This is a genomic window from Nonomuraea sp. NPDC050643 (assembly GCF_040654715.1).
Taxonomy (GTDB): Bacteria; Actinomycetota; Actinomycetes; order Streptosporangiales; family Streptosporangiaceae; genus Nonomuraea.
The window spans coordinates 207,900-220,575 of sequence record NZ_JBFAIM010000004.1; the positions used below are offsets into that span (position 1 = coordinate 207,900).

General features: G+C 66.1%; 15 protein-coding genes. 10 read left to right on the top strand and 5 right to left on the bottom strand.

Annotated features, from left to right (window positions below):
• Positions 1 to 33: 33 nt before the first annotated feature.
• The 4 genes from AB0I15_RS06935 to AB0I15_RS06950 all read left to right on the top strand — a co-directional run bounded on the left by AB0I15_RS06935 (position 34) and on the right by AB0I15_RS06950 (position 5,099).
• Complete coding sequence (locus tag AB0I15_RS06935; protein WP_358091230.1) at positions 34 to 1,641, top strand: DUF3560 domain-containing protein; 1,608 nt, start codon at positions 34 to 36, stop codon at positions 1,639 to 1,641.
• A 64-nt stretch (positions 1,642 to 1,705) separates the two neighbouring features.
• Positions 1,706 to 2,878, top strand: a complete 1,173-nt coding sequence (locus AB0I15_RS06940) for a hypothetical protein (RefSeq protein WP_358091232.1) — start codon at positions 1,706 to 1,708, stop codon at positions 2,876 to 2,878.
• A gap of 113 nt (positions 2,879 to 2,991) precedes the next feature.
• Positions 2,992 to 3,186 carry a hypothetical protein gene (locus AB0I15_RS06945; protein ID WP_358091234.1) on the top strand — a complete coding sequence of 65 codons (195 nt, stop codon included), beginning with the start codon at positions 2,992 to 2,994 and terminating at the stop codon, positions 3,184 to 3,186.
• Positions 3,180 to 5,099, top strand: a complete 1,920-nt coding sequence (locus tag AB0I15_RS06950; RefSeq protein ID WP_358091236.1) for a DNA cytosine methyltransferase — start codon at positions 3,180 to 3,182, stop codon at positions 5,097 to 5,099. Before AB0I15_RS06945 ends, AB0I15_RS06950 begins: the two co-directional genes overlap by 7 nt.
• 252 nt (positions 5,100 to 5,351) lie before the next feature.
• On the opposite strand, the gene AB0I15_RS06955 is transcribed toward AB0I15_RS06950, so the two are convergent.
• On the bottom strand, positions 5,352 to 5,741 hold the full coding sequence (locus tag AB0I15_RS06955) for a profilin (RefSeq protein WP_358091238.1): 390 nt from the start codon (positions 5,739 to 5,741) through the stop codon (positions 5,352 to 5,354).
• Positions 5,742 to 6,027: 286 nt separating this feature from the next.
• On the bottom strand, positions 6,028 to 7,356 hold the full coding sequence (locus AB0I15_RS06960; RefSeq protein ID WP_358091240.1) for a hypothetical protein: 1,329 nt from the start codon (positions 7,354 to 7,356) through the stop codon (positions 6,028 to 6,030).
• A 448-nt stretch (positions 7,357 to 7,804) separates the two neighbouring features.
• On the opposite strand from AB0I15_RS06960, the gene AB0I15_RS06965 reads away from it, so the two are divergent.
• Positions 7,805 to 8,083: an HU family DNA-binding protein gene (locus AB0I15_RS06965; RefSeq protein ID WP_358091242.1), complete on the top strand. Its 279-nt coding sequence runs from the start codon at positions 7,805 to 7,807 to the stop codon at positions 8,081 to 8,083.
• A 79-nt stretch (positions 8,084 to 8,162) separates the two neighbouring features.
• Here the strand turns inward: AB0I15_RS06965 and AB0I15_RS06970 are convergent, their stop codons facing one another.
• Together AB0I15_RS06970 and AB0I15_RS06975 are read right to left on the bottom strand one after the other, a co-directional pair.
• The gene (locus AB0I15_RS06970) at positions 8,163 to 8,711 is read right to left on the bottom strand and encodes a hypothetical protein (protein WP_358091244.1); all 549 of its coding nucleotides are present in this window, start codon (positions 8,709 to 8,711) and stop codon (positions 8,163 to 8,165) included.
• Between the two features lie 98 nt (positions 8,712 to 8,809).
• Positions 8,810 to 9,337, bottom strand: a complete 528-nt coding sequence (locus AB0I15_RS06975) for a hypothetical protein (protein ID WP_358091246.1) — start codon at positions 9,335 to 9,337, stop codon at positions 8,810 to 8,812.
• Between the two features lie 242 nt (positions 9,338 to 9,579).
• Between AB0I15_RS06975 and AB0I15_RS06980 the strand changes: the two genes are divergently transcribed.
• The 5 genes from AB0I15_RS06980 to AB0I15_RS07000 all read left to right on the top strand — a co-directional run bounded on the left by AB0I15_RS06980 (position 9,580) and on the right by AB0I15_RS07000 (position 12,255).
• A complete protein-coding gene (locus AB0I15_RS06980; protein ID WP_358091248.1) occupies positions 9,580 to 10,041 on the top strand; it encodes a hypothetical protein in 462 nt (153 codons plus the stop codon).
• A gap of 171 nt (positions 10,042 to 10,212) precedes the next feature.
• Positions 10,213 to 10,917, top strand: a complete 705-nt coding sequence (locus AB0I15_RS06985) for a hypothetical protein (protein ID WP_358091250.1) — start codon at positions 10,213 to 10,215, stop codon at positions 10,915 to 10,917.
• Between the two features lie 223 nt (positions 10,918 to 11,140).
• Complete coding sequence (locus AB0I15_RS06990) at positions 11,141 to 11,356, top strand: hypothetical protein (RefSeq protein WP_358091252.1); 216 nt, start codon at positions 11,141 to 11,143, stop codon at positions 11,354 to 11,356.
• Positions 11,356 to 11,559, top strand: a complete 204-nt coding sequence (locus AB0I15_RS06995) for a hypothetical protein (RefSeq protein WP_358091254.1) — start codon at positions 11,356 to 11,358, stop codon at positions 11,557 to 11,559. The genes AB0I15_RS06990 and AB0I15_RS06995 overlap by 1 nt, the downstream gene beginning before the upstream one ends.
• 237 nt (positions 11,560 to 11,796) lie before the next feature.
• Positions 11,797 to 12,255 carry a GntR family transcriptional regulator gene (locus AB0I15_RS07000; RefSeq protein WP_358091256.1) on the top strand — a complete coding sequence of 153 codons (459 nt, stop codon included), beginning with the start codon at positions 11,797 to 11,799 and terminating at the stop codon, positions 12,253 to 12,255.
• Between the two features lie 78 nt (positions 12,256 to 12,333).
• Here AB0I15_RS07000 and AB0I15_RS07005 read toward each other — a convergent pair whose 3' ends face one another.
• Positions 12,334 to 12,558 carry a hypothetical protein gene (locus AB0I15_RS07005; protein ID WP_358091258.1) on the bottom strand — a complete coding sequence of 75 codons (225 nt, stop codon included), beginning with the start codon at positions 12,556 to 12,558 and terminating at the stop codon, positions 12,334 to 12,336.
• Positions 12,559 to 12,676: the final 118 nt, after the last annotated feature.

Genomic DNA, 12,676 nt, shown 5'->3' on the forward strand with positions numbered 1-12,676 from the left:
GCTGCTGCCCTGCGTCTCACCTGATGAGGCACATTGATCACGATTAAGCACAACCACGAAGACGGCACCCTCGTCTACGGCACCCGCAAGGGCGACGGCGTCTTCGACATCATCCGCAAGCGGGAGCACGGCTACTTCAAGTTCTTCCCCTCGCTGCGGATGATCGGGCTCCGCAACTCACGCGACCGAATTGCTGACCGGTGGGCGATCAACGCCGCGGCCAAGGCCCTGCGCGCGGCGGGGTTCGAGGTCGAGGTCGAAATCGACGACGAGCACCGTGACCGCGCCCAGGTCCTGGAGGACCAGGCCGACCGGCTCGACGACCGTCGCGACGCACTGGAGCGGAAAGCTGACCGGCACGCTGGGGCGGCCGCGGCCGCGCACGCTCGTGCCGACCAGCTCGGCGAGCGGTTCGCGGGCGGACAGCCCATCATCCCCGGCCACCACTCCGAGCGGGGCGCTCGCGCCGACCAGAAACGCATGCACCAGGCGATGCGCAAGAGCATCACCGAGGACGACCAGGCGCAGAGCGCCGCTCAGCGCGCGAACGCGGTCGGCAGCCAAATGCGGCACTCCGCGCGACCATCCACGACCGCGCGACGGATCAAGACGGCCGAGGCCGATCTTCGCAAGATCGATCGGTCGCTGGACGGCTACCAGCGGATCTTCCGCGACCATGCAGGCAACCCGTACTACATCGAGATCCACGAGCCCGCCCAAGGCGACTACCGGGATATGCAGCTCGCCCGCAAGGCGCAGTTGGAGAACCAGCTCGAATACGACCGGGCCCAGCTCGCCGCTGCGGTGGAGGCGGGCGAGTTCGTGGAGTACGGCAAGCACAACGTGCACGTCGGTGACACGGTCGTCTACTGGCGTCGGAGCCTGGTGCTGAAGGTCAACAAGGTGACCGTGAGCGCCGATTCCGGCTACTCCTGGCCCGACAAGGTGAAGTTCACCGACATCCGCGCCATCGAATGCCCGCACGGCGAGGATGGGCCAGCCGTCATCGCGCCGAACCGACCCGCGAAGAAGGCCCCGGCCAGACCGAAGGTCGAGGTGCCGAAGCTCGACACCGAGAAGCTCAAGGCGGCCGCGAACATGGCCGACAACATGCGGGTGGGCCGGGACCGTGAAGCGTTCGTGTCCCCGCCCGCCGTGGTGGACCGGCTCATGGAGCTGGCCGAGATCGAGTTTGGCATGACGGTCCTCGAGCCCTCAGCGGGCACCGGCAACATCGCGGCCGCTCTCGTCGAGTTGGGCGCGGTCGTGGACTGCGTCGAGCTCGATCGGAACCTGTCTGATGTTCTCGCCGAGCGCGTCCCAGGCGCACACAGGATCCTCGTTCGGGACTTCCTCGACACAGAGCCCGAGGGCCAGAGCTACGACCGGATCGTGATGAACCCGCCGTTCTCCGGCGGCAAGGACATCGCGCACGTCGCGCACGCGCTCAGCTTCCTGAAGCCCGGCGGCCGGCTCGTCGCAGTCATGGGAGCCGGGGTGATCTTCCAGCAGTTCAAGGCGGCTGCGAAGTTCCGCGCCTTGGTCGAGGAGCGCGGCGGCGAGTTCGAGCCCTTGCCTCCCGAGTCGTTCGCTCCGGCCACAAACATCAACACGGTCGTCGTGGTCATCCCCGCCGAGTAGTAGCCGCCGACCGTACGCGCCCCCGCCCCGAGCGAGGGGCGGGGGCTTCCTCCCCGGAGACCCCGTGAAGATCATCTTCTCGTATGGGCTGGGCCTGGACTCGACGGCGATCCTGCTGCGGTGGCTCACCGAGCCCGGCTCACGCTGGTTCGACCTGCGTGACCTCGTGGTCGTGACGGCGCAGACCGGAGACGAATGGGTGGAAACCGCCTACCTCGTCGAACAGCATATCTACCCGCTGCTCGCCCGCCACGGCGTCCGTACCATCCAGGTCGCCCGAGCCGGCCGCCACCAGGCGGACGGCATCGTGATCCTCGACGACACCACCCACCCGATCCTGTGCCTGTCGTCAGCACCGGGCGCCTACCGCCTCAGCGAGGAACTGCTGTCGGTGGCGACCGTGCCCCAGTCCGGCGGCATCAGGAAGTGCTCGCTGAAGTTCAAGGGCTGGGTCCTTGACCAGGTCATCGCCCAGATCGTCGGCGACGAGGAGTTCGTCCACGTCATCGGGTTCGAGGCGGGCGAGGTCAAGCGGATGATGCGCGACATGCCGCTCGGCCCCGGCACGCGGATCCCGTCGTACCCCTTGATCGAGTGGGGGTGGTACCGCGACGACTGCGAGCAGTACGTCCTCGACCTGCTCGGCGTGCGATGGCCCAAGTCGGCGTGCGTCCAGTGCCCGTACGCATTTTCGCTGGCAGAAGGCCGTGATCGAACCATCCCGCGCTATCTGGCCAACCCGTATGAGGCGCTGCTGGGGTTGACGATGGAGCACCTGGCCGTCGCGGTGAACCCGCGGCAGGGTCTCCTCGCCGGGGCCCAGCTCTACGACCTGATCGCCTCGAACCCCGACAGCGGGCCGCTGCTGGAGCTGTTCGAGCGGCATCTCGACCGGCTGCCGTGGGCGATCTACGACATGCGCCGCGCCATGGCGGCCAAGCCCGGCGACGCGATGGCGCGCGGCCAGACCCACCGGTCGCTGGAACTCCTCGTCGAGGGCTCGCGCGCCGACATGCTCGCCCACATCGACCGGGCCGCGTACCTGCTCGGCCGCAAGGTCGAGACGGACGGCCGCCACCACCGGGTGTGGCTGCGCACCCGGAACCTCTACTACCCGTGCGTCGAGCACATCCTGACCGCCGCGCCCGCGCTGGCGCACGACAAGACCTATCGCTCCTTCGAGACGGCATGGCTGGCGGGGCTCAACGGGCCTGCCCAGCTTTCGCTCTCGTTCTAACCCCTCGCTATCCGCGAAAGGCGACACCACAGATGAACCGCCACTCTGCAGTACCCCCTGCCCAAAATCACAACGCGTTGGCGCTCGTCAAGGCGAGTCGCGCTCTGCGTGCCGTGTCCGTGTTCTGGTCATTCCCCGGCCGCTATGAGGCGGTCGTCACGGCCACCGGCAGCATCGTCTACCGCCAGTTCCCGGAGATGATCCGCGTCCCGTTCCCTACGGAGGGCGAACTGGCCAAGGCTGTCGCGCAGACCCGCGTCGCGCAGGCCGCCGCCGAGGAGTCCGCCCGCGGGGAGGACTCGTGCTGAACCGGCTCTTCCCCGACGACATCGACGTTGTCGAGATGTTCGCGGGCGGCGGCGGCTCCGGAACCGGGATCGCCGCCGTCCCCGGCACAAAGATCAAGTTCGCCGCCAACCACGCCAAGCCCGCGAAGTGGACGTACGTCGAGAACCACCCCGACGTGGACTTCTGGCTCGGCGACGTCCAGGCGGCCGACGCCATCGAGAAGTTCCCCTACGCCAGCTTTTTCTGGGCCTCGCCGGCCTGCCCAGCGTTCTCCACGGCGTCGGGCGAGACGCGGTACTTCGACAAGGAAAACCAGATGGCCCTCTGGGCCGACGACCTGGACAACCTGACCGAGCACCAGAAGACGCGCATCCGGTCCCGGGCACTGATGGAGGAGGTCGTCACCTACCTTCGCCACTGCCAGGAGAAACACGGCAAACCGGTGCTCGGCTTCGGCATCGAGAACGTCGTCCAGGCGAGGCTGTGGGCGCACTGGGACCGGTGGATCCGCGAGCTGAGGAAGCTCGGCTACATCATCCAGATCCACGCCGTCAACGCCGCGCACGTGCAGGGCCGCACCACGCTGCCGACCCCGCAGTCCCGCGACCGGATGCTCATCTCCGGCATCCACGAGTCCGTGGGCCGCACGCCGAACTACCGCAAGTGGTTCGACCCGTACGCCTTCTGCCCCCGCCACGGCGGCTGGGTACAGGCCGTCCGGGCGTGGAAGAAGCACGGCGTGGACATGGGCGTCTACGGCATCAAGAACGGCCAGTACGTGTGGATCTGCCCCGAGGCCGCGTGCCAAGGGCAGCTCATCGAACCGCCCCGTCTCCCGGCCGCGTACACGATCGACTGGTCCGACCTCGGCACCCCCATTGGGAGCAGGAAGAAGACGCAGAAGAAGCCCGAGGGCCTGGCGCCGAAGACGATCGCCCGCATCCGCGCCGGGGTCGAGGAGCACTGGATCAAGCCCTTCATCACGCCCGCGGGCGGCACCTGGAACGACGGGCCGCGGGGCGTGGACGAGCCGATCCCCGCGCTCACCACGAGGGAGGCGAACGCGCTCGTCGTGCCATGCGAAGGCCGCGACGGCAAGGTGGCGCGGCCGACCAGCCTGCCGAAGCGGACCAGCACCACCCGGAACGAGGACGGCATCGCCTTCCCCCCGGATGCGCAACCAGGCGTGTTTCCCGCATTCCTGTCGCTCATGCGCTCGAACAGGGCGCGTAACACCAACCCCACCACTGACGCGCTGGCGACGCTCGTCTCGGACGGCTCCAACCACGGACTAGCTACTGACCCGGCCTTCAAGGACGGGATGTTGCCGCTGGTGTTCCCGTTCCGGGGTGGTGGCGACGAGTTCAAGTCGAGGCCCGCGTTCGAGGACCCCGCGCACGCGGTCACGGCCGGCGGCTACCACCACGGGCTCGGCGTCCCTCCCGGCTGGGAGCCGCCGCCAGCGCTGCTCATGCGGAACAACGGCAGCCGAGGTGACGGGCGCGAGCACGTCACCCCGGCGAGCGAGCACATGCGGACGGTCACCACCACCGGGCACCAGTCGCTCGTCACCGCGCCGTCCGGCCTGCCCCTGCCCGAAACGCTGCTCATGGCGTACTACGGCACCGGCCGCACGCAGGGCGTGCACGAGCCCGTGGGGACGATTCCGACCCGGGACCGGTGGGCGCTGCTCACCTCGGACGGCCAGATCGACGTGTCGTCGATTCTGTTTCGGATGCTCCGGATCCATGAGCTCCGGCGGGCGCAGTCGTTCCCCGACAACTACGAGTTCGTCGCCGACACCGCGCGCGACAAGGTCAAGCTCATCGGCAACGCGGTCCCGCCGCCCATGGCCGAGATCCTGACCTGCGCGATCGTCGAAGCAATCCTCGGTATCGAGCTGGATCGGTTCGCGTACGACCACGTTCCTTGATAGCGGCACCGCAATCGGACCCGCCCGCGCGGCGGGGCCGCCCCACCCCGACAGCGAGGAGATCGTCATGGTGCACTTCCCGCTGTACCTGGTACTTCCGATCACCGAGCAAATCCGTGAACACATCGCCGCGGACCGGCTCGGGGCCATCGTCACCCCGTCGTCCGGGAAGCGTGTCCCCGACAAGGGGTGGCGGGCTGTCGGGACCGCCCACCGCCCTCAACTTGTCATGCAGACGTCAGACGCAGGCGATCAGTAGCCGATGCTGATGAGATGGTCAGCGAGGCCCTCGACGACGGAGACGGCGTCGGGTCTCTTGACGGGAGCCAGATACTCCGCGACGAGGATGGCCTGCTTGGTCTTTACCAGGATGGCTCCGTCAGCCTCTTTGGCGAGGTAGACGGAGCGCTCGACTACTTGCAGGGTGAAGAACTTCTGGCCTGCGAGGCGCAACCCCGAAGCCTGGAGCTTCTCTGGGCGCTTGTAGCCGTCGATGACGGTCTGCTGCTCCTCGGGGGAGATCGTGTACCCCGTGCTGGCGGCCCAGACGCTGCCTTGCTGTCCGAGGATCGCTGCCTTGCTGATCTTGCCGCTGCCCAGCAGGTTGTCTTCCACGTACGCTTGCCAGCTACCTTCTTCCACGCCTCTGCCCCTCCCTGCGTATGGTCCTCTCCGGACGCGGGCCCCCGCATAGATGATCTCGTGGCCGTTCTTGTCCCTGTAACCCCCGACGGCGCTAGGGAGCCATACGGGACGGACCGGCCCTCGGTATCCCCGGTGCCCCCAACCGGCTCTCATCTGGGGAACATAAAAGATCAAGGGGAATGCTCCCCATGTTGGTATCCCTGCCTCCGCTTTCGACGAGGCGTAGGCGGAGGCGGGAACTGCGGGTGTGGGGTGGACGCGCGGGCCTGGCCGCCGAGTGCTCCTAGTCATTACTGCGGACGCCGAACCTCAGGGCTCCCACGACCCCCCACCTGGCGCTAGCCTGGTGCACGTTCATCCCGCCGGGCGGGAAGGTGATCCATCCACCGTCGGCGTTTTTTCCCACCACCTTGTAGGTCGTCACACCGCTCACGTCGGCGGTGTCGGCGAACACCGTCCCCTGTTCCGAGGAGCCAAGCTTGCTCCAGACGGTCACTCCGCCATAAGGGAAGGTGAAGCCCCCGGCGTTGCTGTCCGATCCTCCTACCCAGCCGGTGGACACGCTGCCGAAGTGGGCCCCGTTGGCCGTCACGTCCCCCAGCCCTTCACTCTGGTCCCGGTGTACCTTCAGTCCGCCCGTGTGGAAGCCGATCCGTCCGTCTTCGGCGTTTTTTCCCTGCACATAGCCAGTGTTCACGCTGTTCACGAAGGCATTGTCGGCCAACACGTTGCCCAACTCTGCACTCCCGTCCCGGTGTACCTGGAGCCCGCCCGTGTGGAAGCTGATCCGCCCGTCGCTGCTGTTCGGTCCTCCTACCCAAGAGGTGGTCACGCTGTTGAAGGTGGGGTTGCGCAGGTGGACGCTTGTGGTGAGGAAGTATTCCTGCTGCCGCGCGCCGCGGGACCTGGCGATGAGGGTGTAGGTGGTGGCCCATTTCGTAGCGTCGGAACCTGGCGACCACTTGTGTTTGTTGTCTTTGCCAGTGGCCTGTTTGCCAGTGGGCGCCGCGGGCACGGTCTCTTCGGTCCCGTTCGGCAAGAGGATCTTGTAGTCGAGGTCGTCGGGCCCGTCCCAGAGCAGGACGATGTCCTTTCCGGCCGCCACCGCGGACTTTTCCGGACGGAAGTTGCTCGGCGCCGGAATCTCCTTTGGCGCGGCCTTCACCAGCGCCACCGCCGTGTGGCTGGGGTTCGGTCGCTTCGCGCCCGCTGTTCTACTGGCGACCTCGGTCACCCCCAGCACGGCCAGTCCGGGCTTGAGGGCGACGGTGACGTTCGCCAGCGTCAGCACCATGTAGTCTCCGGGACCGAAACTGATGCTGCCACCGCCCGGTTCGGTGACCTGGAAGGCGGAGCCCTGCGCCCGGACGGCCACCGAACGGGTGCGGCCCGACTTGATGTCGGTGCACTCGCCTTTGGCCTTGATCGCGCTGCTCTTCGGGGTGAGGTCGCCGGCGCCGTCGCCTTCCGGCACCGTCACCGTGATCTTGGAAAACGCTGCGTTTCCGCTATTGGCGACGAGCAGGTACACCGTTCCCGTGGACTGCCGCCCGGCCGCTGAGGCCTCCAGGGGCGCCGGGTCGGTGAAGAGGGTGTAGGTCAGCATGGTCATGGTCGCGACTCCTTCTCTTGGAGGCCGGCGCAGGTTGATGACCGGCACGCTGTGAGAGGGCGGGGTCGGGCAGGGCAGGCGGTGGTGGCGCGGGTGGTGCGTCAGTACCAGTCGTGGTGCGCCGCAGAAGATCACCGCCTAGATCCACAAGCCAGTATGAAAGCCCGGTAAGAGCAGCACAAGGTGGCCTTAACGGGGTGATTTGACGGTATTTGCAGCGTTCCAGCAAGTGTTCGGACCATGTGTCACTGAGGCCGCTCTGCGAACGCCTGCCACTCCCGTCAGGACCCTCGTTCGGCGCCGCGACGAGCGACACGCCGCATCCGCCCGACACGGACAGGCCCCGCTCCGGCCCCGCCAGAATCAGACGCGTCTGATGTGTCGTATGCGTCTGGCGCGTGCTCTATCGTTCTGTACAACGAAACCGTCACATCCGGGGGAGTAGTACATGAACAAGGCAGAACTCATCGAAGAGTGGGGCAAGCGGACCGAAGCCCCCTCCAAGGCGGCCGCCAAGCGGAGCGTCGAGGCGCTCATCGGCATCGTCACGAGCACCGTCGCCGCCGGCCAGGAGGTCCGTATCGGCGGGCTCGGCGTGTTCGAGCGCGTCTACCGCAAGGCCCGCGTGCGCCGGAACCCGAACACCAACGAGGTGATCGACGTGCCCGGCAAGTGGGTCATGCGGTTCCGGCCTGCCACCAAGGTCAAGGCGGCCGTCAGCAAGTAGCACCACCAGCTCGTCGGCGGTCCGCTGCGGGGGCGCGGATCGCCGACCTTCCATTTGCGAACGACATCACGTAAGGCTGCTAAAACCCGAGGTCGCTTAGGGGAGACGGTGGTGGGTGTGGTGCCTTAGGCGTGCATGGGCTCGAGGGTCCGTCGGAAGGCAGTATGTCCGGAGGCCTATCGAGGCCGTCAAGGAAGTCGGCGATGGCTTCCCAATCGCCGATGACCTGGGCCATCAATGTCAGAGTGGCGATGACCAGGGCTGTCACGCCCACGGCCACCATGACGTGATCACTCCCTGCGCGCTGCCGGGCTAGCTTGATGGAGACCCTCAGGGCTGGCTCCTCCATCTCCAATCTGATGAGCAGTATTTCGGGGTCCTCCCTCATCGTCACTACGAGTCTTCTCAGCCGCTCGGCTTCCTCTCTGTTGCGCACGAGAGAAAGCAGGTTCCGCCACGACTCCAACACCGTGGTGGCTGTGGCTCCGGACCCGCAGTTTTGGCAGGACGGGAGGGAAACGTCAAACGTGGCCAACTCGCCGGCAAGGCCACGTCTCACCTCAGTGGGGAAGGTGATGTTGAGTCGCGTGTGGCACTTGAGGCAGTTCGCCTCAACCCTGACTGTCACAGGCGCGCCTTCCTGGGTGCCATAGCAATGTGCTCAGGTTACGGACGCCGACTCCTGGAGGTCTGCTGTTGTGAGGGTGAGGGATACGTGGCTCGCCGCTACTCGGGCCTTCCCTGCGCCAGGTCCAGTTCGTCGAGCCACGCTTCGATGGCGTCGTTGAGGCCGGCCATGCCGCCCATCTGTTCCTGTCTGCATGCGGCTGCGAGTCGCGCCCGTGTGTTCCGTGCGAGTCGTACGGTGGCGCCGGGTGCGGCAGGGCGTTCGCGGGGTGTGCCGGGCGGTGGCGGGTTGGGGTCGCGCGGCAGCGATAGGTCGGCCTTGCTGATCGGCTCGGGGAATGCGGCGGGGATCGGTGGTTGCAGTGCGTCGCAGTAGGTGTTGATGGCGAGTTCGAAAGCTTCTTGTGGGCCAAGGCCGGTGTCTTCGAGGGCGTTGGTGAGGCGGTCGTCGATGTCGCTGTACAGGTAGACCATGGTGGGGACGAGCTTGGTCCATCGGACCGCGCGGACGCGTCGCGGGCCAGTTCGGCGGGCCGATTGCGGTTCCGCCTTCTGCGGTTGTTCGTTGGTGAGGTTCTCGAACGGTTCGGCTTGCTGGCGCTGTGGCGGCTTCGGGTTGCGCGGCATCTGTGACTTCCTGGGGCGGCGTGTGGCGTGGGTTCTCACCGTACGGGGTCTCTGTCGTCGTGTCGTCTCGGACGTGCACGCAGGTGAGCGGTTCACCCCTCCGACCTTCTGGTTCCCTAATTATCTATATCGCCCTACATAATGTACTATATGAGTTGATCGCTAGATACAAGATCAACTTCCCTTCGCCACCTGGCGGCACACCGCTACCAGCACCAACACCACACCCTGAAGGGCGCCACATGGAAACCCGCCTCTACACCCGCACCAACCCTGACAACGGGCAGATCGAAATCAAGCACTACGAGATCACCCCAGACGTCCGTCCAGATGAGCCTGGCCCCGTCTGGATGACCCACTTCTGGGGCACCGAAGCCTCGGCCAGCTTCTTCGCCGCCCACAGCTACTACGACGACGCCGACGTGCTCTGGGTCGGCGACTCGATCTACCTGCCGTCGATCGAAGGACCCCTGCCCGACTTCCTCGAAACCACCTGGAAGGAGCACGACGCCGAAGGCTGGGTCCTTCTCCCTGCGCCCGAACCACACGAGTACACCTGCGCAGGCTCTCCCGTCGCCGTCCTCCGCGCAGACGGCAGCAACCACATCGAAGTCGCCGCCCTGCCCGGCAGTCGCACGGTCGAAGGCAGCCTCGAAAAGGTCACCTATCGACGGCTGGCATCGCATCTGGAAGGCCAGACGTGAGGGGGTCGAGACGCTTCCCGCGCTCGCCCTCACACTCGATGAGGAGTTCCGGGTTCGCATGCACGGCGGGGATAAAGACCCTGGGTATTACCGCTAATTGCGGTATCGCAATCAGCTTCCTCGCCCGGTCGGCCATACGTCGGCCGGGCTCCCTCGACGAAAGAGAAATCTGTGAAGAAGCTCGCCATCCTCGACCTCGAGACCACGAGCCTCGACGAACGCCACGGCGACCTGTGGGAGATCGGCCTCATCATGCGCGACCTGCGCCAGCCGATCAGGACCGACGTCGAATACTGGTGGCACGTCCGGCCGGACCTCACGTTCGCCGACCCGAACGCCCTGAAGGTCGGCCGGTACTACGAGCGGTGCCGTGTCAGGCGTTCGCCCATCGGCGCGAGTCGGAGGCTCGCGCCCGCAATCAACCTCGGCAGTCCGTGGATCCACGAGCACACCGGCGAGCCCCCGGTGGAGGGCGACTGGTTCATGAACGACAACGCAGGGAGCATCGCCGCCACGGTCGCTCGTGAGTTGGACGGTGCCACGATCGTCGCCAATAACCCGACCCACGACCGCAAGTTTCTGGACAAGTTCTTGCGAGTCCACGGGCAGCTCCTCACGGCCCACCACCGCATGATCGACATTCGAGCCCTGCTGATCGGCTACGTCGATGGCCGGCTGTCCGCCTACGACGGCAAGGTGGACGAGGCGTTCGAGACTGAGGCCGTCCCGTACGTCGAGGACTGGCTGGGCGGCTACATGGACAGCCCATCCTGGGAGATCGTCGGCGTCGCGCAGGACCCGGGCACCAAGCACACCGCGCTCGGTGACGCTCGCCTTGACCGTGACGTGTACGACGCCATCAGGACCGCTCGGTGAGCGCGCAGGGCCGTCCACATGCTCAGTGGGCGGTGAGGCCCGCTATCGCCCGCTTTATGTCCACCTTCTGCCTGCTCATGGTGCCTGCTCACCTCGCGCTTTATGGCTTTCACCACCTTCCCATCGGCCTGGTGTTCGCGGCCGGAGACGTCATCGCTGCGGTCCTGTGGCACCTCGTAGCCCGGCGTGGGGCCGCCAACTCCTCCAACGAAAGGAACTCCTCATGAAGCCCACCATCCGCGTCGTCGTCTGCCTGGTCACACTGCTGCTCATGCCGGCGATGTGGCTGACCTTCGCCTACCTGATGAAGGACACCGGCCTGATCCCGTGGATTCTCGGCCTGAGCCTTGTCGGCATGCTCGTCATGGGCAACTGGGTCACCGAACTGGCGGCCGACCAGCCGGCCAAGCGCGAGCCAGCGCAGGACGGTGAGAAATAATGGCCATTGACTTCAGCCACCTCGGCGTCACCGACGACCAAGCGCGCGACCTCTTCGAGCTCGGCGCGGCGGTCTGCGCCGCCGCCGACCTCAAGTTCAACACGCTGTGGTGGGCCCTCGACCACTTCGAAAACGAGGACGACCTGGTCGAGATCGGCGCGCGGGTCTGGGAGCGGATCGACGAGCAGAACGGGAGTGTGTGATGGCTGCCAACCCTTCGCAGCGCCGCTCCCCGGTGCGGCGACGCTGACAGACGGCGCGGCGTAGGCTGGTCGTGCGTATCTGCACAAATACGCGGAGAGCCCCGATGCCGTCTGGCGCCGGGGCTCTCTCGGTTTCCGGCTCGTCACCTCCCCGGCCCGATCAGCAGACCCCTGATGTCTATAAAGGTTTCCGGTATGTATACTTCGGCAATGACGAAGCGAGGCCCCCGGGGTCCAGTGCCGATCTACCAGGTGATCGTCAACGCCATCAAGGCCGACATCGCCGCCGGCAAGCTCAAGCCCGGCCAGGCGCTCCCCACTGAAGCCGAGATGTGCGCGACCCACCAAGCTTCGCGGCTGACAGTGCGCAGAGCCCTGGAGGTGCTGCGTGAGGAAGACGTCATTTACACCATTCGCGCCGAAGGTTCCTACGTCGGTCCCAGAGACGCACCGCAGATCCGCGAGCCGTGGGAGCACGAGAAGATCGCCGCCGAACTCGTGGAGGGCATCAAGCGGGGCGACTACCAGCCGGATCAGGTGTTGCCCTCGCAGTTGGAGTTGGTCGAGCAGTACGGCGTGGCCAAGAAGACCGCCAGTGCCGCTGTGGCCTTGCTCCGTGAGCAGGGATGGGTATACACCGTGCCCGCAATCGGAACGTTCGTCACAAGCCGCGATAAATGGCCGAATATCTGTTGACCTGCGGGATTGTATCCGCATGTGCGATTTCGGGCATGGAGCCGGGCAGATTATGACCTGTCCGGCTCCATGCGTTTCTCAACGCTCGCCGCGCTCGTATCCGCCACCCATCGCGTAAACATCGACGATTGACGCTGCAGGGCGCCGCCGTACGGCCGCCAGCGCGCTGACGGCGACGATTAGCCCGGCCGCCACCATGAAGGTCACGCCCAGGCCCTCGACTTCACGGGACCCGACGGCATGGACGAGAAACACCGCAAACGTCACCGTGCCCACGACAAAGACCAGCGCGATTGCTGCCATCGCTCGTGTCATGATCTAGTCCCATTACCTCTCGTTGTGCCTCGGCAGGACGTCGGCATCAAGAATCGTTAATGGTATGACGATCTTGTACTGGCTATGGTTGACACTGGACGCCAAT

Bases quoted from the DNA above. Each gene is read 5' to 3' on its own strand.
- AB0I15_RS06960 (WP_358091240.1), bottom strand. From the start codon at position 7,356: ATGACCATGCTGACCTACACCCTCTTCACCGACCCGGCGCCCCTGGAG.
- AB0I15_RS06965 (WP_358091242.1), top strand. From the start codon at position 7,805: ATGAACAAGGCAGAACTCATCGAAGAGTGGGGCAAGCGGACCGAAGCC.
- AB0I15_RS06975 (WP_358091246.1), bottom strand. From the start codon at position 9,337: ATGCCGCGCAACCCGAAGCCGCCACAGCGCCAGCAAGCCGAACCGTTC.
- AB0I15_RS06980 (WP_358091248.1), top strand. From the start codon at position 9,580: ATGGAAACCCGCCTCTACACCCGCACCAACCCTGACAACGGGCAGATC.
- AB0I15_RS06990 (WP_358091252.1), top strand. From the start codon at position 11,141: ATGAAGCCCACCATCCGCGTCGTCGTCTGCCTGGTCACACTGCTGCTC.
- AB0I15_RS06995 (WP_358091254.1), top strand. From the start codon at position 11,356: ATGGCCATTGACTTCAGCCACCTCGGCGTCACCGACGACCAAGCGCGC.
- AB0I15_RS07005 (WP_358091258.1), bottom strand. From the start codon at position 12,558: ATGGCAGCAATCGCGCTGGTCTTTGTCGTGGGCACGGTGACGTTTGCG.